This is a genomic window from Dokdonella koreensis DS-123 (genome assembly GCF_001632775.1).
In the GTDB taxonomy this organism is placed as follows: Bacteria; Pseudomonadota; Gammaproteobacteria; order Xanthomonadales; family Rhodanobacteraceae; genus Dokdonella; species Dokdonella koreensis.
This window is the reverse complement of the sequence record NZ_CP015249.1, coordinates 2473656-2498894: the sequence shown is the minus strand read 5'-3', so window position 1 is coordinate 2498894 and position 25239 is coordinate 2473656. Positions and strand designations below refer to the sequence as shown.

The window sequence follows — 25239 nt, the reverse complement described above, 5'->3', positions numbered from 1 at the left end:
GTTCCAAAGTTTCACTTCTGAGCATTGTAGTGATTCGCCGCAGCCACGGACCAACCAGGGTCCCGCCGACAAAATTTTTTTCTCGTCGCCGCCGGTAGCCGTGTCCGGATCCGGTGCGCTTTTGCGAAATATGCACAACTGTTCAGCGGGGAAGGGGCAAGCGAACCACGGAGTTGGCGCACCGCTCAAAGCGGCAAGGCCTACGGGTGGAACTTGGCTGCCCGGAACGAGAGGCCATGGAAGCACATGCCTTCCGCACGACTCGACCGTCCCGGAGCACGTTGGCTTCTCTACAAGAGATCGAAATGATTTTCCATGCGCCATTGAAGTCAGATGACGCTCACAGGGCGAAGGAGGGGTTGTGCGCTTGAAACTTTCAGGAAACGCGTCCTACCGGCAACGGGTTCGATTCCACGGGGGCCTTTCGCTTGCGATCGTCTGCCTGGCGGCCCTCGTTGCAGGTCCGGCGCGTGCCACGACGCCCGGCACGCCCGGCACGCCTCAATCGGCCACTCCGATCTTCGTCGAGAATTTCCAGAACGCCGACCCGTCGACCTGGGTACGGTTGACGACGTACGCGCCGGACATTCCCGGTACCGGCAGCACGCCGAACCTTCCGCCCAAGCCCGCCGGCGAAAGCTACCTTGCCGACCCGCCGTGGCTGACGGCGTGCAACGGCATGGTCCTGTCGTTCAACTCCGGCGGCGCCACGCCCGCCGAGTGCGGGACCAGCGGCTGGGCCTATGTGCGCCAGCTGGCGCAGGCACTCGGCCAGGTCGATGGAATGACGCAGGCGCAGGCGCGGCAGAACCTCGCCGTGGCCGCGTTCACGCAAGCCAACCCGGGTGCGAATCTGACGCAGTTTCGAACCGCGGTGGACATACCCTTCTCGGCACCGTCGACGCGTTTCGTCACCTTCAGCGTCGACGCCGCCGCGGTCAGCTGCTTCGCTTCCCATCCGGCGTTCCAGTTCGCCATCTTCAGCGGCGCCGGCGCGCCGATTCCGGTCGGTAGCACCCTGAATCCGTGCGCGGCGGGCACGCCGAGTCACCCGGTCGAGGCGATCGGCGGAAACGGCGCGGACACCATCAACGCGGCGCGCTTCACCACCGACCAGTCCTACCCGTTCACGGGCACTTCGCTCGGCGTCCTGATGCGCAATGCGCAGGGAAGCGGCGGCGGCAACGATGCCGCGTTCGACAACATCCGCATCTACGACGCGACACCGCAGCTGGACAAGACGTTCACGCCGTCGGTCATCGCCGTCGGCGACACGACGATGTTGACCCTGACGGTCACCAATACCGACGAGCTCGCCGCCAAGAGCGGGTTCTCCTTCACCGACGCACTGCCGGCGGGCCTGACGGTTGCCGCCACGCCGGCGCCGAGCAACAGCTGTGGTGGCACGCTGACGGCCGCGGCCGGCAGCACCAGTGTCACCCTGGCCGGCGGATCGCTGGCCGCGGGTGCGGCCTCCTGCGTCGTCACCGTTCCGGTGACCGCCGGCGCGCTCGGTCTGTACACCAACGGCCCGGCCAACATCACCTCGTCGACCGGCCTCAACCCGCCGGCGAACGCGACCCTCGTCGTGATGTCGACGGTGGGAGCCGGTTGCCGGAAAGTGCCGATCTACACGAACACCGGCGAAGCCCCGTTGATGCTGCAGGTCTGGGATCCGACCGACGGCAACGAGCTGGGCTCGGTGCCCCTCAGCGAGTCGTACGGCGACATCGCCATCACCGGCGACGGCAGCATCGTCTACGGTGCACATTTCACCCAGGCCCTGCCGGAGGGTCGGACGATCGACCGCGTCGACCCGAGCACCGGTGCGGTGACCGGCAGCTTCGTGGTCACCGGTGACATGGCCACCGACGACGTCACCGCCATCAACGGATTGACCGTGCGCGGCGACGGCATGCTGCTGGCTGGTTCGTTCGAGTCCAGCAACATCTACATCATCGACCCGGCGACGGGAGCGAGCATCCGGCTCGGCGTCGGCTTCCCGCCGGACGTCGTGTCCGCCGGCGATTTCGTGACGCTGCCGGACGGAGACATCCTGGCCCTCGGCACCCAGCTCGACGGTTCGGTCGCGGTGTACCGGATACCGCCCGATCTCTCGATCTTCCAGGTCGGCACGGTCGGCTCCACGTTCGGTGCCGCCCTGTCCGGCGGCGATCTCTATCTGATCGGCGCGGCGGGCGAGCTGTACCGGGTGGAATCCATTCCCACCACGGCCTCGACCGACCTGCTGCCGGCCACGCTCGTCGTCAACACGGGACTGCCGTTCTACGGCGCGACCTCCATCCAGGACGCGGGCGACAGCGTGTGCCACCCGGTCGTGCTGACGCTGCAGAAGACCTGGGTGGGTGCCCGGATCGGCGACGCCGTCTCGGTGCAGGCCAGCATCGGCGGCAACCTCATCGACAGCCTGGACTCGGTCGTCGCGACCTCGAACCAGACGACGACCGACGCCACGCCGATCACCGTCTACGGCGGCGACGTGATCGATTTCTCCGAGACGTTCACCGCAGGCACCGCCGCCGACTACAGCAGCGCGCTGGCCTGTACAGGAAACGCCAACCCGCTCGTCGGCGATACGCTGACCATCGGTGCTGCCGACGCCTCGATCGTGTGCACCTACACGAACGCCGGCCTCAGCACGGATCTGACGATCACCAAGACCGACGGCAGCACGACCTACATTGCCGGCAGCCCGATCACGTACACGATCGTGGCGAGCAATGCCGGTCCGGCCGACGCGATCGGCGCGACCGTCGTCGACACGATTCCGCCGAGCATCGTGAATCCGACCTGGACCTGCACCGGAGCCGGCGGCGCGAGCTGCCCGGCCTCCGGCGTCGGTGACATCAACGCGAGCGTGAACCTTCCCGTCGGCGGCACGGCGACGTTCGTCGTCACCGGCACGGTCAGCGCCACCGCGAGCGGCGATCTCGTCAATACCGCGACGGTCGCGGTACCGGGCGGCATGAGCGACCCGGTGCCCGGCAACAATTCGGCGACGGACACCGATACCCCTGCGGGTTCACCCTTCGTCTGCGACGTTTCGACGATCTTCGTCGGTCAGGGCAGCCCCACCCAGCTGAATGCGGCAGTCTACGGCCCCGGCGGCACCGCCACGTTCAATCCGATCGGGCCCGCATCCGACTGGATCTACAACGCCGTGGCCTACCGCGACGCCGATCGCTTCATCTATGCGATCACCCAGGCCCAGAACGCCGCGAACCCGGCCGGGCATCTGCTGCGCATCGACCCGACCACCGGCCTGGCCGTGGATCTGGGCACGATCACCGGTCCCCTGGCGACCAGCGGCGCCAACATCGGAACGTTCGATGCGTCCGACAATTACTGGATCGCCACCAGCGCCGGCACCGCCGTTCACCGCCTCGATCTCACGACCCGTGTGACGACACCGGTCAATCTGGTGCCGTCGCAAGCGATCAACGTCAGCGACTTCACCTACGCCGACGGCTTCCTGTGGGGCGTGACCAACAGCGCACAGTCGCTGGTGCGCATCGATCCGGCCACCGGCGATATCGCACGATTCCCCGTGCCGTTCATTCCGGCGGGTACGTATGGCGCCATCTGGGCCTTCGGCAACGGCAACCTGGGCATCAGCAACAACGTCAGCGGTGTGATCTACCAGATCGCCGTGACCAATCCATCGGGCACGCCGACCCTGACGCTGGTGTCCGCCTCGCCGGGTCCCTCGTCGAGCAACAACGACGGAACCGCCTGCGTCGCAGCGCCCGTGGACCTCGGCATCGTCAAGACCGGACCTGCCACGGCGGCGCCTGGAGGCGCGCTGTCGTGGAGTCTGGTCGTCACCAACCACGGTCCCGGTGCGAGTTCCGGCTTCACGGTGAGCGACGTCGTGCCGGCGGGTGTCACGGGTGTCGCCTCGCCGACCCCCGGGTGCACCGTCGCGGGCAGTACGGTCACCTGCGTCGGCGGCGCCCTCGCCAGCGGCGGCACGTTCACGATCACGATCACCGGCAACGCACCCGCCCCGTTCACCGTCGCCGTCACCAATACCGCGACGGTCACGGGCAACGAACAGGATCCCAATCCTGCGAACGACACGGCCGACGCCACCGTCGTTCCCCAGCCGCCGCAGTTGGTCGTTTCCAAGACCGCGACGCCCAATCCGTTCGTCGTCGGGCAACCGGGCAGCTATGCGATTACCGTGCAGAACGCGGGTACGGGCCCGACCACGGCGCCGATCGTGGTTGCCGACACGCTGCCGTCGGGCGTCACCTTCGCCAGTGCATCGGGTGCCGGCTGGAGCTGCACCGGTGCGCCGGCACTGAGCTGCACCTTTGCGGGGACGCTCGCCGCCGGGGCCAGTACGACACTGACGATCGACGTCGCGGTCAATGCCGGTGCGACCAGTGCGGACAACAGTGCGACCGCGAGCGGCGGCGGCGATCCGGGCTGTCCGGCGGCCGTGCGCTGCACCGGCACGGTGGTCGTGCCCATTTCGTCGATCGCCGACCTCGGCATCACCAAGACCGACGGCAGCGCGATCTACACGCCCGGCAGCCCGATCACCTACACGATCGTGGTCAGCAACGCAGGACCGAGCATCGCGGTCGGCGCGACCGTGGTCGATGCGGTCCCGGCGGCGATCAGCGGCGCGACATGGACCGCGGTCTACTCGGCCGGCGCATCGGGTCCGCCGAGCGGCAGCGGCACCATCAATGCGACGGTGACGATCCCCGCGGGCGGCACGGCGACGTTCACGCTGACCGGCACGGTCGACGCGGACGCGACCGGTCCCTTGACCAACACGGCGACGGTGACGCCGCCGAGCGGCACGACCGATCCGGTACCCGGCAACAACAGCGCCACGGACACCGATACGCAGGGGCCGCAGCTGACCGTAGCCAAGAGCGCGACGCCCAATCCGTTCATGGTCGGTCAGCCGGCGAGCTACGCGATCACCGTGACCAACGCCGGCGGTACGCCGACCAGTGCACCCATCATCATTGCCGACACGCTGCCGGCCGGCATCACGCGGGTGGCGTCCAGCGGTGCGAACTGGACGTGCACCGGAACGACGGCGCTGAGCTGCACCTTCAGCGGCACGCTGGCGGCGGGCGCGAGCACGACCTTGACCTTGAGCGTCGACGTCGCCGCCAGCGCTGCGAACGGCGACAACACGGCGACCGCGAGCGGCGGCGGCGATCCGGGCTGCCCCGCGGCGGCGCGCTGTGTCGGCACCGTCGTGGTGCCCGTGACGCCGGTGGCCGACATCGCGGTCCTGAAGACGGTGGACAACGCGACGCCGAACGTCGGCGAGCAGGTCACCTTCACGATCACGGCCACCAACCTCGGACCCAGCGACGCGACGGGCGTGGCCATCACGGACAGCCTGCCGTTCGGGATGAGCCTGGTGTCGGCCACGCCGTCGGCCGGCACGTTCGATGCGGCCAGCGGGCTCTGGACCATCGGCAATCTGCCGAACGGCACCAGCCAGACACTGACCTTGACGGTGTCCATCGATATCGCCGGCCCGCTGACCAACCACGCGGTGGTCAGCGCCTCCGACCAGTTCGATCCCGACACCAGCAACAACAGCGCCGCGGCGGCCGTGAACGCGGAGCCCAGCGCGGACATCGGCATCCTGAAGACAGTCGACAACGCGGTGCCGAACGTCGGCAGCAACGTGACCTACACGCTGACGGTGACCAACCACGGCCCGAGCGATGCGACCGGCGTCGAGGTCACGGACAACCTGCCGGCGGGCGTGAGCTTCGTGAGCGCCGCACCGTCCCAGGGTTCGTACGACAGCGCCAGTGGCGTGTGGGTGGTCGGTGCACTCGCCAACGGCGCCAGCGTCACGCTGGCGATCACGGTCCAGGTCGATCAGCCGGGCCCGATCACCAACACCGCCACGGTCACGGCCCAGGACCAGTTCGATCCGAACCCGACCAACAACAGCTCCGGCACGACGATCAACGGCCAGTCGGCCGATCTGGGCGTGACCAAGACCGTCGACAACAGCGCACCGACCGTCGGCGACGACGTCGTGTTCACGATCACGATCCACAACAACGGTCCGTCGGATGCGACCGGTGTCGCGCTGACCGACCCGCTGCCGGCGAGCCTGTCGTTCGTGTCGGCTGCGCCGTCGCAGGGCAGCTACGACCCGGTCAGTGGCATATGGAGCGTCGGCACGCTGACCGCCGGCGGCCCGACCTCGACCGCCACGCTGACGATCACCGCGACCGTCGTCAGCGCCGGTGCGACCACCAACACGGCCACGGTGACCGGGGCCGACCAGCCCGATCCCAACCCTGGCAACAACAGCGACAGCGCATCGTTGAACGGCAACCCGCTGGCCGACCTCGTCGTGACCAAGAGCGGTCCGGCCACGGTGACGCCGGGCGACGCCGTCGTCTACACGATCGTGGTCACCAACCAGGGCCCGAGCGAGGCGACCAATGTCGTCGTCGCCGACGCGACACCGGCGGGGCTGGTCTTCGTGAGCAATGCGGGTGCCTGTACCACGACCTATCCGTGTTCGCTCGGTACGCTGGCGAGCGGCGCCAGCAGGACGATCACGACCACCTACACCGTGCCGGCGGACTACAGCGGCGCGAATCCGATCGTGAACACGGCCATCGGCAGTAGCGATACCCCCGATCCGAACCCGGGCAACAACCAGGGTTCGGCGCAGACCGGCGTGGGACCGGGCAATGCCGACCTGGCGATCACCAAGACCGGCCCTGCCGCGGTGGCTTCCGGCGGCGCGATCAGCTACACGCTGCTGATCGTCAACAACGGTCCGAGTCCGGCCAACGGCGCGAGCTACAGCGACACCGTGCCCGCCGGCATCAGCGGCATCACCGCGACGTGCGCCGGCGAGCAGGGCGGCGCCGCCTGCGTGACGCAGCCGACCGTCACCGGTAGCACGGTATCCGGCACCATCGGCACGCTGCCGTCGAGCGGCAGCGTCGTCGTCACGATCCATGGCACGGCGCCGCAAGGGCCGCTGACGCTCAGCAACACGGCGACGGTGACGCCGCCGTCCGGTGTCAACGATCCGAACCCCGGCAACAACGAGGACGACGTCGGCACCGTGGTCGGTGCACCGACGGCGGACCTGGCGGTGGTGAAGACCGGACCGGCGGTCGTCGGCACCGGTGGCGCGATCAGCTACACGGTCGCCGTCACCAATGCCGGCCCCGACGCCGCCAACGGCGCTTTGTTCAGCGATCCGGTTCCGGCCGGCATCACCGGGGTGACCGCGACGTGCGGCACGCCCACCGGAGGCGCCGTCTGCGGTCCGGTCGACGTCACCGGCAACCTGGTGACGAGCACGATCACGACGCTGCCTGCCGGTGGGTCGGTGACCTTCACCCTCGGCGGCACGGCGCCAGCGAACCCCATCCGCCTGACCAACACGGCCGGCGTACAGCCGCCGCCGGGCACGCTGGATCCGGATCCCAGCGACAACGAAGACTCGGCCGAGACCGACGTCGTCGAGATCGCGACGGTCGCCGACCTTGCCGTGGTCAAGACCGGACCGGCCAGCGCCGCCGTGGGAAGCAACGCGGTCTACACGATCGTCGTGACCAACAACGGCCCCGATCCGGCCGCCAACGTGGTGGTGAGCGACCCGACGCCGAACGGGCTGGTGTTCCTGTCGAACGCCGGCGCCTGCACGACGGCGTATCCGTGCGCGATCGGTACGCTCGCCAGCGGTGCCAGTGCGACGATCACGACGACGTTCGCCGTGCCGGCGGGCTACGGCGGTCCGAATCCGATCGTGAACACGGCCAGCGCGGGCAGCGACACGCCGGATCCGAATCCGTCCGACAACAGCGACACGGTGGCGACCCCGCTGCCCGGCGCGCCGACAGCGGACCTGGTCGTGACCAAGACCGGTCCGGCCAGCGCGAGTGCCGGTCAGACGATCAGCTACACGGTCCAGGTCGTAAACCGCGGTCCCGACGCCGTGCCCGACGCCGTGCTCGAAGATCCGACTCCCGCGGGCCTGGTGTACGTCTCGTCCACCGCCCCGTGCGCCGGCGGGTTCCCGTGCGCGCTGCCGCCGCTGGCGAACGGTGCGAGCGTGAGCGTCACGGTCACCTACATCGTGCAGCCGGGCTACAGCGGCACGATCGCCAATATCGCCACTGCGCAGTCGCCGACGGTGCCCGACCCGGCGCCCGAGAACAATTCGAGCACGGTGTCGACGCCGATCGGCAGCCCTTCGCAAGTGATCCCGGTACCGGTCGACGCACGCTGGATGCTGATGCTGATGGGCGTGCTGCTGATGCTGGCCGGCGCTCCGTACGTGCGCCGGCGGCGCTAGCCGGTTGTTTGGAACGAGTTTGCCTGTGCGGTCCAGGGAAGGACCGCTCCTTCCGAGTCGATCTCGTCAGCGATCGATCCAGCGAGGATCGGCTGGCCATCGGTAGGTCCGCTTGCATGCGCCCGCGTGCTGCACGGGTAAGGTCGCATGACGTCGCGCTGACCTGCAGGCGTCGTCCAGATCTCCTAGTCGCCTTGCATCATGCGTTCATGCGGCGTTGGTAGGGGCGTGGTCGTAGCAGGGCGGGAAGGATTGGGGAGGGGGGCAGCCTCGTCGGTGTTCTTGCGAGTGTGTCACTGGGGTCTACCGCCGCAGCGCGCAGCTCGCCAGTGGCCGGTCCGCGATGCTCGATGACGGCCTTGGATTCAGCCGGGTCCCATGAAGCCGGTGATCGCGCGGCGGTTGGGGGACGCGCTTGCCGCGATGGTGCGCGCAGCAGCTGTGGTGTCCTGGGAAATCGGACGGCAGCGGGGGATTTCGGTCCGAACGCCAGAGGGGAGATGTTTTGCCCAGCGGCCTGCGTTCATGCCCGCCCGTGCATGGCTGGCGCTTCGCACAACGCGCGGTTCAAGGGATCGCGTGTACCGGCGCCCATTCGCGATCTCGCGGCACTGCTAGACTGAATCGCCTTGACCATCGACCGGGAGGCGAGAGTGTTACGATCTTTTGCGGTGTTCCTGTTCTTGAATGCGGGCGCTGCCGTCGCCGCCAGTCCGGTATTCGACGTGCATGTCCATCTGCGCGAAGGTGAGAAATCGCTTCTGGCCTACGAGGCCGATGTCCAGGCCGCTGGTCTGGAGCTGGTCGGACTTGGGGCGATGTGGTTCGGCGGGCCGCACCAGGCGCGACAGGGCGAGTTGGACAAGGTGCGCGTCGGCAACGACAGCGTGATCGCGCTGGCGGCCAAGCACCAGCGTGTACTGCCCATCGCCACCGTCCACCCGTACGATGGCGAGGCGGCGCTGCAGGAACTGCGGCGGGTAGCGGCGGCTGGCGTGAAGGTGTTGAAGCTCCATGCGCACACGCAGCGCTTTGATGTCTCCGACCCGCAGGTGGAGGCACTGGTGCGCAGTGCAGGGGCGTTGGGCGTGATGGTCCTCATGGACAACGCCAACATCCTGCCTGGTGACAGCGAGAAGCTGTTCAATCTAGTCGCGCGCGTGCCGGGGACGACGTTCATTCTTGCGCACATCGGCGGGATGAACTTCCGGTTCTGGAACATCCTGGCGCTGGCCCGAACCGCAGACGGCTTCGCGATGGACAATCTCTACTTCGACATTTCCGGGCCCGTGCTGCTGGCGGCCGATTCGCCGCTGGAGGCGGAATTCGTCTGGACCTTGCGCAACGTGGGCATCGATCGTGTGCTACTCGGATCGGACTACCCGCAGATGGGGCTCGGCAAGGCCGCCGACGCGCTGGATCGCCTGGACCTGACGGATGAGGAGCGGTCGAAGATCCGATCGGGCAATGCGCGCAAGCTGTTCGGGCGCTAGTTGCGGCCACCCTTGTCCGAGTGCCTGCCTGTCATTTGACTGGCTGCTTGCGTCCGATCTCGCCATTCTCTGGCAGGTGATGCGCGCTGCTCGGCATGTCGGCCCCCGTGACGGTAACTCTGATGACGGTCGCCAAGCTACCGTCAGGGTTACCGTCACGAGTCGCCAGATTTCAACCGATTCGGGTGTGCCGCGTCGGACAAGAAAAAGGCCGAAATCCAGCTGCTTATGCAGGATTTCGGCCTTCTTTGGACTGCCTTGGACCTGGCAAATGGTGGAGCGGAGGAGGATCGAACTCCCGACCTTCGCATTGCGAACGCGACGCTCTCCCAGCTGAGCTACCGCCCCGGTGTCTCGTTGTACGGGCCGGCGCCATGCGGCGGGCCCGTGCGGGGCGCGCATGATAGCGAGAAGCACCGGTGCCGCCAAGTAGCGGCGCGGGCGGCTATTGCAGCGCAGCGAAATTCCGGCTACGGTGCGCGGCATCCCGATTGCCTCCTGCCGAGCAGAGCCCGTGCGCGCCAGCGTTTTTGCCGCATCCAGCGACAGCCATCAGTCCAGCGCCCGCATGGCGTCGGGCATGACTTCGCGTGCGCGCCGAAACGGAACTGACATTCGCGCCGGGTAGGCTGTCGTACGCTGTTTGAGTTTCGACCAAAACCCGGCCTCGCGCCGGGTTTTTTCGTTCCCGCCGCCCGTTGCCCCTTCGACGCTACCAGGAATCGCCGATGACCCTGCGCCACTTTCTGACCACCCAGGACTGGAGCCGTGCCGAGCTGGACGGGCTGCTCGAGCAGGCCGCCGCGTTCAAGCGCTCCAGGGCGGGCCGCCAGTTGGAGGGCAAGGCGATCGCGCTGCTGTTCTTCAATCCGTCGATGCGCACGCGCACGAGTTTCGAGCTGGGCGCGCACCAGCTCGGCGGCAAGGCGATCGTGCTGGCGCCCGGCAAGGACGCCTGGCCGATCGAGTTCGAGGTCGGCACCGTGATGGACGGCGAGACCGAGGAGCACATCGCCGAGGTGGCGCGCGTGCTGAGCCGCTACGTGGACCTGATCGCGGTGCGGGCGTTCCCGAAGTTCCAGGACTGGTCGGTGGACCGCGAGGATCGCGTGATCCATGCGTTCGCGCGGCACGCGACGGTGCCGGTCATCAACATGGAGACGATCACCCATCCGTGCCAGGAGCTGGCCCATATCCAGGCGCTCCGGGAGCACCTGGGCGCGGACCTGACCGGGCGCAAGTACGTGCTGACCTGGACCTACCACCCCAAGCCGCTCAATACGGCGGTGGCCAACTCGGCGCTGCTGATCGCCACGCGCTTCGGCATGGACGTGACCTTGCTGTGCCCGGACGAGGACTACCTGCTCGACCCGCGCTACATGGACTTCGCGCGGCAGAACGTGGCCGAGAGCGGCGGCCGGCTGACGGTCAGCCACGACATCGAGAGCGCCTACCGCGGCGCGGACGTGGTCTACGCCAAGAGCTGGGGTGCGCTGCCGTACTTCGGCCGCTGGGACGCGGAGCGCCCGGTGCGCGAGGCGAGCAAGCACTTCATCGTCGACGAGGCGAAGATGGCGCTGACCAACAACGGCCTGTTCAGCCACTGCCTGCCGCTGCGCCGCAACGTCAAGGCGACCGATGCAGTGATGGACTCGCCGGCCTGCATCGCGATCGACGAGGCGGAGAACCGCCTGCACGTGCAGAAGGCGATCATGGCCACGCTGGCCGGGCAGGGCTGACGCGGCCGATGTACCAGCCCACCGCCTTCCGCGAGACCCGCCGCGAGGTCATCGACGACCTGCTGCGCGCCTATCCGTTCGCCGCCGTGACGGTGGCGACGGCGGACGGCCTCGCCGTCGACCACCTGCCGCTGATGCGCTGCGGCGACGTGCTGCGCGGACATGTCGCGCGCGGCAATGCGCTGGGCCGGCAGGGCGGCGCGCGGGCGCTGACGGTGTTCCAGGGGCCGCAGGGCTATGTCAGCCCCACCTGGTACCCGAGCAAGCACGAGACCGGCCGCGAGGTGCCGACCTGGAACTACGCGGTGGTCCACGTGCACGGCATGCTCTCGACCACGGACGACCCGCGCTGGCTGCGCGATTTCCTCGCGACGCTGACCGAGCGCCACGAGGCCGGCGAGCCGGTGCCGTGGTCGATCGACGACGCGCCGCCGGACCACACCGGGAAGCTGCTGGGTGCGATCGTCGGCATCGAGATCGCGATCGAGCGCGTCGAGTGCAAGCTCAAGTTGAGCCAGAACCACCCGCCGGCCAACCGCCGTGGCGTGATCGACGGCCTGCGCCGTCGCGCGCGCGGCGGCGATGCCGAGCTGGCGGCGTGGATGGCACGGATCGAGGAGGAACGCGCATGACCGCACATCGCTATACGGTGGACGTGGTGTGGACCGGCAACCGCGGCACCGGCACGAGCGGCTACCGGGGCTACGGCCGCGAGCACGAGATCCGCATCGACGGCAAGCCGCCGATCGCCGGTTCGTCCGATCCGGCCTTCCTCGGCGATCCGGGGCGGCACAACCCCGAGGACCTGCTGGTGGCCGCGCTGTCGAGCTGCCACATGCTCTGGTACCTGCACCTGGCCGCGGTGGCCGGCATCGTCGTGACGGCCTATGCGGATCGCGCCGGCGGCACGATGGCGACGGACGCCGACGGCGGCCGCTTCACCGACGTGCTGCTGCGCCCGCGTGTCGTCATCGCCGCCGGCGACGCCGCGCTGGCGGCGGCGCTGCACGAGGAGGCGCACCACGCCTGCTTCATCGCGCGCTCGGTCAATTTCCCGGTGCGCTGCGAGCCCGAGATCGTCATCGAACCCGTCTGACCCTTTCCCAGAGACCCTTCCCATGAGCCAAGACATCGTCCTCGCGTTTTCCGGCGGACTCGACACCAGCTTCTGCGTGCCCTACCTGAAGGAACGCGGTTATGCCGTGCACACGGTGTTCGCCGACACCGGCGGCGTCGACGCGGAGGAGCGCGCATTCATCGAGGCGCGCGCGGCGGAGCTGGGCGTGGCCTCGCACGTCACCGTCGACGGCGGCCCGGCGATCTGGGCCGGCTTCGTCACGCCGTTCGTGCGCGCCGGGGAGGGCTACCAGGGCCAGTACCCGCTGCTGGTGTCGGACCGCTACCTGATCGTCGAGGCTGCGCTGAAGCGCGCCGACGAGCTCGGCACGCGCTTCGTCGCGCACGGCTGCACCGGCATGGGCAACGACCAGGTGCGCTTCGACCTGGCGGTCAAGGCGCTCGGCGACTACACGATCGTCGCGCCGATCCGTGAGATCCAGAAGGAGCACACCCACACGCGTGCCTACGAACAGGCCTACCTGGAGGAGCGCGGCTTCGGCGTGCGCGCCAAGCAGAAGGCCTACACGATCAACGAGAACCTGCTCGGCGTGACGATGTCCGGCGGCGAGATCGACCGCTGGGAGGCGCCGGGCGAGGGCGCGCGCGGCTGGTGTGCGCCGCGCGCCGAATGGCCGGCCGCGCCGCTGCGCGTGCGCATCGGCTTCGTCGAGGGCGAGGCCGTCTCGCTCGACGGCGAAGCGGTGCCCGGCCACCAGCTGCTGGCGCGGCTCAACCGCCTGTTCGCGCCGTACGGCGTCGGCCGCGGCCTCTACACCGGCGACACCACGATCGGGCTCAAGGGCCGCATCATCTTCGAGGCGCCGGGTCTGATCTCGCTGCTCGCCGCGCATCGCGCGCTGGAAGAAGCCGTGCTTTCGAAGGCGCAGAACCGCTTCAAGCCGGCGGTCGCGCGGCAGTGGGTGGAACTGGTCTACGAGGGCTTCTACCACGACCCGCTCAAGGCCGACCTGGAAGCGTTCCTGGCGTCCAGCCAGCGCTGCGTCAACGGCGAGGTGGTGCTGGAGACGCACGGCGGCGGCGTGCAGGCGGTGGCTGTCGCCTCGCCGCATATCCTCAATGCCAAGGGCGCGACCTATGCGCAGTCGGCGGACTGGGGTGTCGAGGAGGCCGAAGGCTTCATCAAGCTGTTCGGCATGAGCTCCACGCTGTGGGCCGAGGTCAACCGCCATGCCGGCCGCTGACACGACGGCCGGGCAGGTGCCGGTCGGCGCGGTGACGCCGGCATGACGGGCCTGCTCGACCGGACCCTGGAGCATCTGCGCGCCCTGGTCGCCTTCGACACACGCAACCCGCCGCGGGCGATCGACGGCGGCGGCATCTTCGCGTACCTGCGCGAGCAGTTGCCGGGGTTCGACTGCACGATCACCGACCACGGCGCCGGCGCGGTCAGCTTCTACGCGGTGCGCGGAAAGCCGCGGCTGCTGTTCAACGTGCACCTGGACACCGTGCCCGATTCGCCGCATTGGACGGCGAGCCCGTTCGACCTGCGGGTCGGCGACGCGCGAGCGGTGGGCCTCGGTGCCTGCGACATCAAGGGCGCGGCGGCCGCACTGGTCGCCGCCGCCAACGCCAGCGACGGCGATGCGGCGTTCCTGTTCACTTCGGACGAGGAGGCCAACGACCCGCGCTGCATCGCGGCCTTCCTCGCGCGTGGCGTCCCGTACGAGGCGGTGCTGGTCGCCGAGCCGACCCGGGCCGAGGCGGTGCTCGCGCACCGTGGCATCAGCTCGGTGCGGATGGGCTTCGCCGGGCGTGCCGGCCATGCGTCCGGCAAGCAGTCGGCGAGCGACAGCGCGCTGCACCAGGCGATCGGCTGGGGCGCGCGCGCCCTGGCGCATGTCGAGTCGCTGGCGCACGAGCGCTTCGGCGGCCTGACCGGCCTGCGCTTCAACATCGGCCGCATCGAGGGCGGCATCAAGGCCAACATGATCGCGCCCGAAGCGGAGCTGCGCTTCGGCTTCCGGCCGTTGCCGTCGACCGACGTCGAAGACCTGCTGGTGCGCTTCCGCGACCTGGCGGACCCTGCGCCGGCGCTGTTCGAGGAAACCTTCCGCGGGCCGAGCCTGCCGTCCGGCGCGATCGCCGATGCGGAAAGCCGGCGCCTGGCCGCGCGTGACGTGGCCGATGCGCTGGGCCTGCCGATCGGCAACGCGGTGGATTTCTGGACCGAGGCCTCGCTGTTCTCGCAGGCCGGCTACACCGCACTGGTCTACGGCCCCGGCGACATCGCGCAGGCGCACACGGCCGACGAATGGGTCGCGCTGGACCAGCTGGACCACTACGCCAAGACCGTTCACGGGATCATCGACGATGCACGCGCATAAGCAGACCCGCCAGACCATCGTGCGCCTGCTCTCCAGCATGGCCAGCGCCAAGGAGATCAGCCAGTACCTGAAGCGCTTCTCGCAGTTGGACGCCAAGCGTTTCGCCGTCGTCAAGGTCGGCGGTGCGGTGCTGCGCGACGACCTGGAGGCGCTGACTTCGTCGCTGGCGTTCCTGCAGCAGGTGGGCCTGACGCCGATCGTCGTCCACGGCGCCGGCCCGCAGCTGGACGAGGAGCTGGCGTCGGCGGGCATCGAGAAGCGCACCGTCGACGGCCTGCGCGTGACCTCGCCCGAGGCGCTGGCGATCGTGCGGCGCGTGTTCCAGGCGCAGAACCTCAAGCTGGTCGAGGCGCTGCAGGAGACCGACGCGCGGGCGACCTCGGTGATCTCCGGCGTCTTCGAGGCCGAGTACCTCGATCGCGACCGGCTGGGCCTGGTGGGACGCGTCAGCAGCGTCAACCTGGCACCGATCGAGGCGAGCCTGCACGCCGGTTCCATCCCGGTGATCGCCAGCATGGGCGAGACCGCGGGCGGGCAGATCCTCAACGTCAACGCCGACTTCGCCGCCAACGAGCTGGTGCAGGTGCTGCAGCCGTACAAGATCATCTTCCTGACCGGCACCGGCGGCCTGCTCGATGCCGAGGGCCGCGTGATCGATTCGATCAACCTCTCGACCGAGTACGACCACCTGATCGCGCAGCCGTGGATCAACGGCGGCATGCGCGTGAAGATCGAGCAGATCAAGGACCTGCTCGACACCTTGCCGCTGACCACCTCGGTGTCGATCACCAAGCCGGCGGAGCTGGCCAAGGAGCTGTTCACGCACAAGGGCTCCGGGACGCTGGTCCGCCGCGGCGAGCGCGTGCTGCGCGTGACGGCGTGGAGCGAGCTGGACCTCGACCGCCTGCGCGGCCTGATCGAATCGAGCTTCGGCCGCACCCTGGTTGCCGACTACTTCGAGCGCACGCGGCTGTTCCGCGCCTACGTCAGCGAGAACTACCGCACTGCCCTGATCCTGACCGAGGAGGACGGCATCGCCTACCTCGACAAGTTCGCGGTGCTCGACGACGCGCAGGGCGAGGGCCTCGGCCGTGCGGTCTGGCAGGTCATGCGCGAGGAGAACCCGCGTCTGTTCTGGCGCTCGCGGCACGGCAACCTGGTCAACCACTTCTACTACGCCGAGTCGGACGGCTGCTACAAGCAGGAACGCTGGAAGGTGTTCTGGTACGGTCTGCCGGATTTCGAGACGATCCAGCGCTGCGTCGCGCACTGCGCCACGCGCCGACCGACCCTGGAGGGTTGAGGCGATGAACCGATTCCTGTCCCCGGTGGTGCTCGAAGGCCGGCATGTCCGGCTGGAACCGCTCGAGGCCGGCCACGTCGAAGGCCTTGCCGCCGCTGCCGCCGACGGCGAGCTGCACCGGCTCTGGTATACCAGCGTGCCGGCACCGGGCGCGGTGGCCGCCTATGTCGAAGACTTCCGCGAACGGCAGGCCCAAGGGGAAGCCCTGCCGTTTGCGGTGCGGCTGCGTGCGGACGGCGCCATCGTCGGCCATACCGCGATCTGCAACGCCGACGGCCGCCACCGGCGCCTCGAGATCGGCTACACCTGGTACGCCGGGCGCGCGCAGCGCAGCGCGGTGAACACGGAGACCAAGCTCCTGCTGCTGCGGCACGCGTTCGCGACGCTCGGCTGCGTCCGCGTCGAGTTCCGCACGCACTGGTTCAACCACCGCTCGCGCGAGGCGATCGCGAAGCTCGGCGCCAGGCAGGAAGGCGTGCTGCGCAGCCACCAGACGCTGGCCGACGGCAGCCTGCGCGATACCGTCGTATTCTCGATCATCGAACCGGAGTGGCCGGCGGTGCGGCGCCACCTGGAATTCCGGCTGGAGAGCCACGCATGACAGCACCGTACACCGTCGGCATCGTCGGCGCCCGCGGCCATACCGGCGCCGAGCTGATCGCGCTGATCGCCGGCCACCCGCGGCTGGCCTTGGGCTTCGTGTCCTCGCGCGAGCTGGCCGGCCAGCCGGTCGCCGGGCACGTCAAGGCCTACACCGGGGACCTGCGCTACGTGCAGCTGGACCCTGCCGCCGCGGCGGCCCAAGGCGTCGATGCCGTCGTGCTGGCGCTGCCCAACGGCAAGGCCGGCGATTGGGTGGCCGCGATCGACGCAGCCGCACCGCAGACGCGGGTCGTTGACCTGTCGGCCGACTACCGCTTCGACCCGGCCTGGTACTACGGCCTGCCCGAACTCACGCGCGCGGCGTACCGCGGCGAGCGGCGCATCGCCAATCCGGGCTGCTACGCGACCGCGATGCAGCTGGCGATCGCGCCGTTGCTGGACGTGCTGGCCGGACCGCCGCAGTGTTTCGGCGTCTCGGGCTACTCCGGTGCCGGCACGACGCCGTCGGACCGCAACGACCCGGACAAGCTGCGCGACAACCTGATGCCGTACGCGCTGACCGGGCACGTGCACGAGCGCGAGGTGTCGCAGCACCTGGGCGTGCCGGTCGAGTTCATGCCGCACGTGGCGCCGCATTTCCGCGGCATCACGATGACGGTCAACCTGTGGCTGCGCCAGCCGATGACCGCCGAGGCGATCCGCGCACGCTACACGGAGCGCTACGCCGGCGAGCCGCTGGTCCGCATCGTCGAGGAGGCGCCCTGGGTCAGCGCGATCGCCGGCCGCCACGGCGTGGAGATCGGCGGCTTCGCGGTCGCGCCGGGCGGGCGCCGCGTGGTGGTCGTCGCGACGCTGGACAACCTGCTCAAGGGGGCCGCGACCCAGGCGCTGCAGAACCTCAATCGCGCGCTCGGGCTCGACGAGTTCGAGGGCATCGCGCGCTGACCGGCGGCCGCGCCGCGCAGGCGGTGCATCGGCGCCATCGATGGCTGGAGAAGGAATGATGAGCGATTTGCTGTGGCAGAAGGCGGGCACGCGGACCGACGAGCGCATCATGCGCTTCCTGGCCGGCGACGACGTCGTGCTGGACCGGGAGTTCTTCCTGCAGGACATCGCCGCCAGCAAGGCGCATGTCGAAGGACTGGCGGCGATCGGCGTGGTGACGGCGGAGGAGTGCGCGGCGCTGCTGCGCGAGCTCGATACGCTGGCGGCGGATTTCCACGGCGGCGGCTTCGTGCTGGACGCGCGCTACGAGGACGGCCATTCGGCGATCGAGGCGCGCCTGACCGAGCGGCTCGGCGATGCCGGGCGCAAGGTCCACACCGGCCGCAGCCGCAACGACCAGATCCTGGTCGCGACGCGGCTGTGGCTCAAGCAGCGCCTGGCCGAGCTGGCGGCCTGCTGCCGCGAGGTGGCCGCGGTCTGCCTGCGCCGCGCGGCCGGCGAAGCATTGCCATTGCCGGGGTACACGCACGTCCAGCGGGCGGTGGTGTCGTCCACGGCGATGTGGTTCGCCGGCTTCGCCGAGGCCTTCATCGACGACGCCGAGCGCGCCCGCCAGACGCTGGCCTGGATCGACGCCAACCCGCTCGGCACCGCCGCCGGCTACGGCGTCAACCTGCCGCTGGACCGCGAGCTGACCACGCGCGTGCTCGGCTTCGCGCGGATGCAGGTCTCGCCCATCTACGCGCAGCTCTCGCGCGGCAAGTTCGAGATCGCCGCGCTCGATGCGCTGGGCAGTGCGCTGCTGGACCTGCGCCGGCTCGCGTGGGACCTGTCGCTGTTCACGACCGCCGAATTCGGCTTCGTCAGCCTGCCGGCCGAGTACACCACCGGCAGCTCGATCATGCCCAACAAGCGCAACCCCGACGTGGTGGAACTGATGCGCGCGAGCTATTCGGCGGTGGCCGCGGCGCGCGCGGAGATCGAGCAGCTGCTGTCGCTGCCGTCGGGCTACCAGCGCGATCTGCAGTTCAGCAAGGGCGCGCTGTTCCACGGCTTCTCGCGTGGCCTGCCGGCGCTGGCGCTGCTGCCGGACCTGCTGGCGCAGCTGGCCTGGAACCCGGAGCGAATGCGCGCGGCGATCGAGCCTTCGATGTACGCCACCGATGTCGCGATCGAACAGGCGGCGGCGGGCGTCCCGTTCCGCGATGCGTACCGGCGCGCGGCCGAGGCGGCGGCCGATCCGGCGCGCACGCCGGAAGCCAGCCTGGCGGCGCGGGTGTCGCCGGGTGCCGCCGCCGATCCGCGGCTGGACCTGCTGCGCGAGCGGCTGGCCGCCCTGGGCTGAGGCATGTCGATCGCCGCCGGCGACGAAGCTGCGGCGCCGGTCTTCGGCGCGGCCGATCGCCTGCTCGTCGTCGCGCCGCATCCGGACGACGAGACGCTGGCGACCGGCGGCCTGATCCAGCGCGCGCTGGCCGCCGGTGCGGCGGTGCAGGTCGTGTTCGTGACCGACGGCGACAACAACCCGTGGCCGCAGCGCTGGATCGAGCGACGCTGGCGCATCGACGCGTCGGCGCGCCGGCGCTGGGGGCAGCGCCGGCGCGGCGAGGCGCTAGTCGCGCTGGCCGTGCTCGGCGTCGCCACGCAATCGGTGCGTTTCCTCGGCCTGCCGGACCAGGGCCTGACCGACCTGCTGGTCGCCGGCGATGCGCTCGAGCGCACGCTGGGTGCGGCGATCGACGCGTTCGCGCCCACCCGCCTGGCCGGCCCTTCGCGGCATGACCGTCATCCGGACCACAGCGCGATCGCGGTCGCGCTCGAACGCATCGCGGTGGCGCCGCCGGTGCGGCGGCTGGCGGCGGTCGTGCACGGGCCGGCTGGTCCCGGTGCGGTGACGCTGGTGCTGGCGGCGGGCGAACTCGAACGCAAGCGTGCCGCGCTCGGTGCGCACCGGACCCAGCTCGCCCTCAGTCGCGGCCGGCTGGGCCGCCTGGCCGGCGCGGTCGAACGCTTCCGCGACGAGACCGGCGTGAACGAGGCCGGCGAGACCGGGGCCGGCGCTGCGGTGAAGCTGCCGCTTCCGGCGGTGCGGCGCTGGCTGCTGCGCCATGCAGTGCTGTTGATCGTCGAGCGGGCAGGGCAGGCGCCGGTCCGTTGCCGGCTGCCGCTGTCGCGGTGGCGCCGGCCGCTGGACGGGTCGCTGCCGGTCGATTCGCTGCGGATGACGGTGGGGACCGCGGGCGTGGATGTGGTGGCAGGACCGGACTGCCGCCTGCTGCACGCAAAGATCGAGCGGATCGGGCCGCGCTGGGTGGTCTTCGACGTCGACGGCTGGCATCGCCGATCGCCGCCGGGCTGAAATGCCTCAGCGGCGGCGCACGAGGATCACGGTGACGTTGTCCGAGCCGCCGCCTTCGAGTGCGGCGAGGATCAGGTGATCGACGCATTCCTGTGCGGACAGGTCCGAGCGCGCCAGGATCGCCGCGATCTGGTCGTCGGCGACTTCCTCGGTCAGGCCGTCGCTGCACAGCAGCAGCTGCATGCCGGTGTCGAGGCGGCCGCGCACGGACTCCACGCGCAGCGACTGCGGATCGGTCACGCCGAGGGCCTGCGTCACGACGTTGCGATGCGGGTGGCGGCGCGCCTGCTCGCTGGTGATCGCGCCCTGGTCGATCAGCTCCTGCACATAGGAATGGTCCTGCGAGACCTGGCGCAGGCCCTGGCTCCACAGATACACGCGGCTGTCGCCGACCCAGGCGACCTCGAAGTCGCTCTCACCGCCGAGCCGCAGCACGGCGACGGTGGTTCCCATCGGCAGCGCCTCGGAACGGCGCGTGGAATGGCGGATGATTTCCTCGTCGGCGATCTGGATCGCCCGGATCAGCGGCGTGCCCTGACCGATCTGCTGGACCAGGGTGTCACGCGCGATCGAACTGGCGACCTCGCCGTGCTCGTGGCCGCCCATGCCGTCGGCGACCAGCCAGAGCCCGAGGTCGGCGTCGGCGTAGTAGGTATCTTCGTTGTGTTCCCGGCGCAGGCCGACGTGGGTGCTGTGTCCGAACTCGATCATGCGCACGCCACGTCAAGATTCCGGGAGGAGCGGGTCGATGGCGGATCGAAGGCACGGGCCGCGCCCGCCGTTCGTCGCCGACGCCGGCGTTCCCACCGGCCGGCGAACCATAACATGAAATCCGTCGCGACTTTCCGGGCCTTGCTGCACGCTGCTGCGCGTTGATTCACCAATCCTCTCCCAGGTTCACGCAGCCGCGAATCCCGCCGCACGGACGCCCCGGCGGCCAACGCCGGGACGCGGTGTCTTCCCCGCTGAACACAGGCTGGTGGCTGGACCGGCCGGGTGCCGGCTCACTGGCGCGGGCACGGCAGGACCGGCGGCGGCCGGCCCTCACTCGCCAGCCGGCCGGCTCATGTCGACGACGTCGAACGCCACCTGCGGATCGACGTCGGCGTCGTAGTCGACGTCGCTGCGGCCGAAGCCGAACAGCTTCAGGAACGCCTGCTTGTAGCCGGCGTAGTCGGTGAGCTCGAACAGGTTCTCGGTGGTCACCTGCGGCCACAGGTCGCGGCACGCCTGCTGCACGTCCTCGCGCAGTTCGCGGTCGTCCAGGCGCAGGCGGCCGGCCTCGTCCAGCGGCGGCCGCTGCGGATCGTAGAGGTGTTCGCGGAACAGCCGCTCGGTCTGGTCGATCGGGTCCTCGTGCAAGTTGCGATCCTTCATGATGCGGAAGACCAGCGCGATGTAGAGCGGCATCACCGGGATGGCCGCGCTCGCCTGCGTGACGACCGACTTGAGCACGCCGACGCGCGCCTCGCCGCCGCCGGGCTTCAGGCGCGCGTCGATCGCGTGGGCAGCGCGGTCGAGGTCCTCCTTGGCCTTGCCGAGCGCGCCGTGCCAGTAGATCGGCCAGGTGATGTCGGTGCCGATGTAGCTGAAGGCGACGGTCTTGGCGTCCGCGGCCAGCACGCCGGCACGCGCCAGCGCGTCGATCCACAACTCCCAGTCCTCGCCGCCCATCACGCGGATCGTGTCGGCGACTTCCTCGGGCGTCGCCGGCTCGATCTCGGCTTCGATGATCTGGTCGCGGTTGGTGTCGACCGCGGTGGTGCGGTAGCGCGCGCCGATCGGCTTGAGCGCCGAGCGCTTGAGCTCGCCGGTGTCGGGCAGGCGGCGCACCGGCGAGGCGAGCGAGTAGATCACCAGGTCGATCGGGCCGCCCATCTCCTCGCGGATCAGCTCGATCGCCTTGGCGCGCACCTCGTCCGAATAGGCATCGCCGTTGATCGAGCGGCTGTAGAGGCCCGCTTCCTTGGCGTAGCGGTCGAACGCCGCGGCGTTGTACCAGCCGGCGGTGCCGGGCTTCTTGTCGGCGCCGGGCTTCTCGAAGAACACGCCGAGCGTGGCGGCACCGTAGCCGAATGCGGCGGTGATGCGCGCGGCCAGGCCGTAGCCGGTCGATGCGCCGACCACCAGCACGCGCTTGGGCCCGTCCTGGCGCGGGCCGTGCGCCTGGACCGCGCGGATCTGCTCGAGCACGTTCCTGGCGCAGCCTTCCGGATGGGTCGTCGTGCAGATGAAGCCGCGGATTCGGGGGTGTATGACCACGTGGGACCTCGGTTGTCGGTAGCGCGCGCCGCGGGTCGGCGCGCCGAGGGCGGCATTGTAGCGAGGCCGCGCCGCGGCCGTCTCAAGGCGCGTCCGCGGCCGTGACGGAAGACGGGCTGCCGCCGCCGATCGCCTTGCAGACGGCGACGTAGCCGACGCGCAGCCGGGCGTCGCTCTCGGCGAGTTCGCGCTGCGCATCGAGCGAGGTCCGCTGCGCGTCCAGCTCGACCAGGAAATCGACCAGGCCGCCGGCATAGCGTGCCTGCGCGAGCGCCAGTGCCTGATCGGCGCTGTGCCGTTTTTCCTGCAGGTCGCGGTTGCGCCGCTGCTCGGCGGCATAGGCGGTCAGGGCATCGTCGACGTCCTGCCAGGCGCCGCGCACGACCTGCGTGTAGGCGATGGCCGCTTCGCGCTGTTCGAGCGTGCGCAGCGCGACCGTCGCGCGGCGGCGGCCGCCGTCGAAGATCGGCAGGCTCAGGCTCGGCCCGATCGACCAGCGCCGGCTGCCCCAGTCGCCGAAACGGTCCGCGTCGAACGACTCGAAGCCGGCGCCGACGCCCAGCGTGATGCGCGGATACAGGTCGGCGACGGCCACGCCGATGCCGGCGGTGGCGGCGTGCAGGCGCGCTTCGGCGGCGCGGATGTCCGGCCGCCGCCGCGCCAGCTCGGACGGCAGGCCGAGCGCCAGGTCCGGCAACGGCGCGGCCGCGCCGTCCGCGCCGGCCAGGGCATCGTCCAGTTCGCCCGGGCGCAGGCCGAGCAGCAGGCCGAGCCGGTTGATCGTCACGGTCTCCTGCGCCTGCAACGGCGGCAGGCGCGCGCGCAGGTCCGCCAGCAGGGTCCGCTGCCGGGCGACATCGGTGTCGTCGACCAGGCCGCCGTCGGCACGGGCCTGGATCAGCGCCAAGGTATCGCTGCCGGTGTCGATGGCGCTCCGCGTCAACGCGATCTGCCGGCGCAGCGAGCGCAGCTCGAAGTAGCCGCGCGCCACGTCGGCGGCGATCGCTAGGCGCACGTCGTCGAGCGTGGCGGCAGCGGCGTCGACGGTGGCGTCGGCGGCCTCGACCGTGCGCCGCACGCGACCCCACAGGTCCAGTTCCCAGGCCGCGTCGAAGCCGGCCTGGTACAGCGTGAACGGCGCGCTCAGCACGTCGATCAGGGCATCGCGTTTGTCCGGCGACAGCGCATCGACCAGCCGCGTCCCGGCCCCGTATTCGCTCTGGCGCTGGCGGGTCGCGCTGGCGCCGGCCACGAGATCCGGGCCGGCCGCGGCGGAGGCGATGTCGCGCTGCAGGCGGCTGCGGGCCAGGCGCAAGGCCGCCGTCTGCAGGTCCGGGCCGGCGTCCGCGGCGTGCGTCTGCAGGCGGTCGAGCACCGGATCGCCGAAGACGGTCCACCAGGCTTCGGGCAGGTGCCGGCCCGTGTCCGTTGCGGCTTCGCCCGGCGCGGCGTCGCGCGCGGCGTCGCTGGCACTGCGCCAACGGATCCAGTCGGCCGGTGCCGGCGGCGGCTCGGCACGGTAGTCCGGGCCGACGGCGGCGCAGCCGGCCAGCGCCAGGACGGCCGATGCGAGAAACGGGTGCGGATGCCAAGCCATGCAAGCTCTCCGGTTCAGGCCAGACGGTGGCGGAACAGCCAGGCGGCCAGCGGCAGCGTGATCGCCGCGGTGATCGCCAGCGGCAGCAGGTCGAGCCACAGCGCGGACAGCGCCGCGCCTTCGAGGTAGACGCGCTGCACCAGGTCGATCGCGTGGCGCAGCGGATTGGCGAGCGTGGCCACCTGCAACGCGTCGGGCATGTTGCGGACCGGCGTGGCCAGGCCCGACAGCAGCATCAGCGGCATCATCAGGACGAAGGTGTAGAGCATCGCCTGCTGCATGGTGGCCGACAGCGCCGAGATCGACAGGCCGATGCCGACGCTGGCGACCGTGAACATCAGCAGGCCGGCGTAGAGCGTGAGCACCGAGCCGGCCATCGGGATGCCGAACCAGTACAGCGCCACCAGCAGGATCAGCGAGGACTGCACCAGGCCGATCAGGATCGGCGGGATCGCCTTGCCGACCATGATCTCCAGCGGCGTCAGCGGCGTCACCAGCAACTGGTCGAACGTGCCTTGCTCGCGCTCGCGCGCCACCGACAGCGCCGACAGCATCAGCGTCTGCAGCATCGAGAGCGCGGCGATCAGGCCCGGCAGGATGTTCCAGCGCGTCTCAAGGTTGGGGTTGTACCAGGCGCGCGCCTCGACGATCAGCGGCGGCCGGGCATGCCCGGCCAGGGCGGCGTTGTAGTCGGCGACGATCGCGCCCACATGGGCCGCGGCCTGGCCGGCGGTGGTCGAGTTGCGCCCGTCCAGGATCACCTGCAGCGGTGCCGCTTCGCCCAGCGCCAGGCGGCGTTCGAAGTCGGCGCCGAACTGCAGCACCAGCAAGGCCTCGCGGGCGTCGATGACGGCGGCGATCTGCGGCTGTGCGTGCAGGTCGGCCACGCGCCGGAACACGCCGGTGCCGTCCAGCCGCGCCAGCAGGCCGGTCGATGCGCCACCGCGGCTCTGGTCGAGGACCGCATACGGCACGTCGGTGAGGTCGTAGGTCGCCGCGTAGCCGAACAGCAGGCTCTGCACGATCACCGGGACGATCAGGATCACGCGGTTGGCCGGATCCTTGAGGATCGCCAGGAGCTCCTTGCGGCAGAGCGTGCCGAGGCGGCGCAGGAGGTCGACGAGGACGGTCAT

At 70.0% G+C, this 25239-nt stretch carries 16 protein-coding genes and 1 tRNA gene; 12 read left to right on the top strand and 5 right to left on the bottom strand.

Annotated elements, in window-relative coordinates:
* Positions 1-367 precede the first annotated feature (367 nt).
* Positions 368-8341 carry a DUF6923 family protein gene (locus I596_RS10175; protein WP_150132100.1) on the top strand — a complete coding sequence of 2658 codons (7974 nt, stop codon included), beginning with the start codon at positions 368-370 and terminating at the stop codon, positions 8339-8341.
* Between the two features lie 671 nt (positions 8342-9012).
* Positions 9013-9834, top strand: coding sequence for an amidohydrolase family protein (locus tag I596_RS10170; protein WP_223303808.1), 822 nt, complete (start codon positions 9013-9015; stop codon positions 9832-9834).
* A gap of 272 nt (positions 9835-10106) precedes the next feature.
* Here I596_RS10170 and I596_RS10165 read toward each other — a convergent pair.
* Positions 10107-10182, bottom strand: a tRNA-Ala gene (locus I596_RS10165).
* A gap of 380 nt (positions 10183-10562) precedes the next feature.
* On the opposite strand from I596_RS10165, the gene I596_RS10160 reads away from it, so the two are divergent.
* From I596_RS10160 to I596_RS10115, 10 genes are read left to right on the top strand one after another with little or no spacing between them, the layout of a single operon-like run.
* Positions 10563-11573 (top strand): N-acetylornithine carbamoyltransferase, encoded by a 1011-nt coding sequence (locus tag I596_RS10160; protein ID WP_067647280.1) that lies wholly within the window; start codon positions 10563-10565, stop codon positions 11571-11573.
* Positions 11574-11581: 8 nt separating this feature from the next.
* Entirely contained in the window at positions 11582-12205 is a 624-nt protein-coding gene (locus I596_RS10155) for an FMN-binding negative transcriptional regulator (RefSeq protein WP_067647277.1), read from the top strand.
* The gene (locus I596_RS10150) at positions 12202-12669 is read left to right on the top strand and encodes an OsmC family protein (protein ID WP_067647274.1); all 468 of its coding nucleotides are present in this window, start codon (positions 12202-12204) and stop codon (positions 12667-12669) included. Before I596_RS10155 ends, I596_RS10150 begins: the two co-directional genes overlap by 4 nt.
* Positions 12670-12691: 22 nt before the next feature.
* Positions 12692-13894, top strand: a complete 1203-nt coding sequence (locus tag I596_RS10145; RefSeq protein ID WP_067647271.1) for an argininosuccinate synthase — start codon at positions 12692-12694, stop codon at positions 13892-13894.
* A gap of 42 nt (positions 13895-13936) precedes the next feature.
* On the top strand, positions 13937-15037 hold the full coding sequence (locus tag I596_RS10140; RefSeq protein WP_067647268.1) for an acetylornithine deacetylase: 1101 nt from the start codon (positions 13937-13939) through the stop codon (positions 15035-15037).
* Positions 15024-16340, top strand: a complete 1317-nt coding sequence (locus I596_RS10135; RefSeq protein ID WP_067647265.1) for an acetylglutamate kinase — start codon at positions 15024-15026, stop codon at positions 16338-16340. Before I596_RS10140 ends, I596_RS10135 begins: the two co-directional genes overlap by 14 nt.
* 4 nt (positions 16341-16344) lie before the next feature.
* Positions 16345-16941: a GNAT family N-acetyltransferase gene (locus I596_RS10130; RefSeq protein WP_067647262.1), complete on the top strand. Its 597-nt coding sequence runs from the start codon at positions 16345-16347 to the stop codon at positions 16939-16941.
* Positions 16938-17888: an N-acetyl-gamma-glutamyl-phosphate reductase gene (gene argC / locus I596_RS10125; protein WP_067647259.1), complete on the top strand. Its 951-nt coding sequence runs from the start codon at positions 16938-16940 to the stop codon at positions 17886-17888. The genes I596_RS10130 and argC overlap by 4 nt, the downstream gene beginning before the upstream one ends.
* A 58-nt stretch (positions 17889-17946) precedes the next feature.
* The gene (gene argH / locus I596_RS10120; protein WP_067651730.1) at positions 17947-19233 is read left to right on the top strand and encodes an argininosuccinate lyase; all 1287 of its coding nucleotides are present in this window, start codon (positions 17947-17949) and stop codon (positions 19231-19233) included.
* Positions 19234-19236: 3 nt separating this feature from the next.
* Positions 19237-20247 (top strand): PIG-L deacetylase family protein, encoded by a 1011-nt coding sequence (locus I596_RS10115; protein ID WP_067647256.1) that lies wholly within the window; start codon positions 19237-19239, stop codon positions 20245-20247.
* Positions 20248-20253: 6 nt separating this feature from the next.
* Here I596_RS10115 and I596_RS10110 read toward each other — a convergent pair whose 3' ends face one another.
* From I596_RS10110 to I596_RS10095, 4 genes are all read right to left on the bottom strand, one after another.
* On the bottom strand, positions 20254-20958 hold the full coding sequence (locus I596_RS10110; RefSeq protein ID WP_067647254.1) for a PP2C family protein-serine/threonine phosphatase: 705 nt from the start codon (positions 20956-20958) through the stop codon (positions 20254-20256).
* A gap of 333 nt (positions 20959-21291) precedes the next feature.
* Positions 21292-22509 carry an enoyl-ACP reductase FabV gene (gene fabV, locus I596_RS10105; RefSeq protein WP_067647252.1) on the bottom strand — a complete coding sequence of 406 codons (1218 nt, stop codon included), beginning with the start codon at positions 22507-22509 and terminating at the stop codon, positions 21292-21294.
* Positions 22510-22591: 82 nt separating this feature from the next.
* Positions 22592-24106 carry an efflux transporter outer membrane subunit gene (locus I596_RS10100; RefSeq protein WP_067647250.1) on the bottom strand — a complete coding sequence of 505 codons (1515 nt, stop codon included), beginning with the start codon at positions 24104-24106 and terminating at the stop codon, positions 22592-22594.
* Between the two features lie 14 nt (positions 24107-24120).
* Positions 24121-25239, bottom strand: a complete 1119-nt coding sequence (locus tag I596_RS10095) for an ABC transporter permease (protein WP_067647248.1) — start codon at positions 25237-25239, stop codon at positions 24121-24123.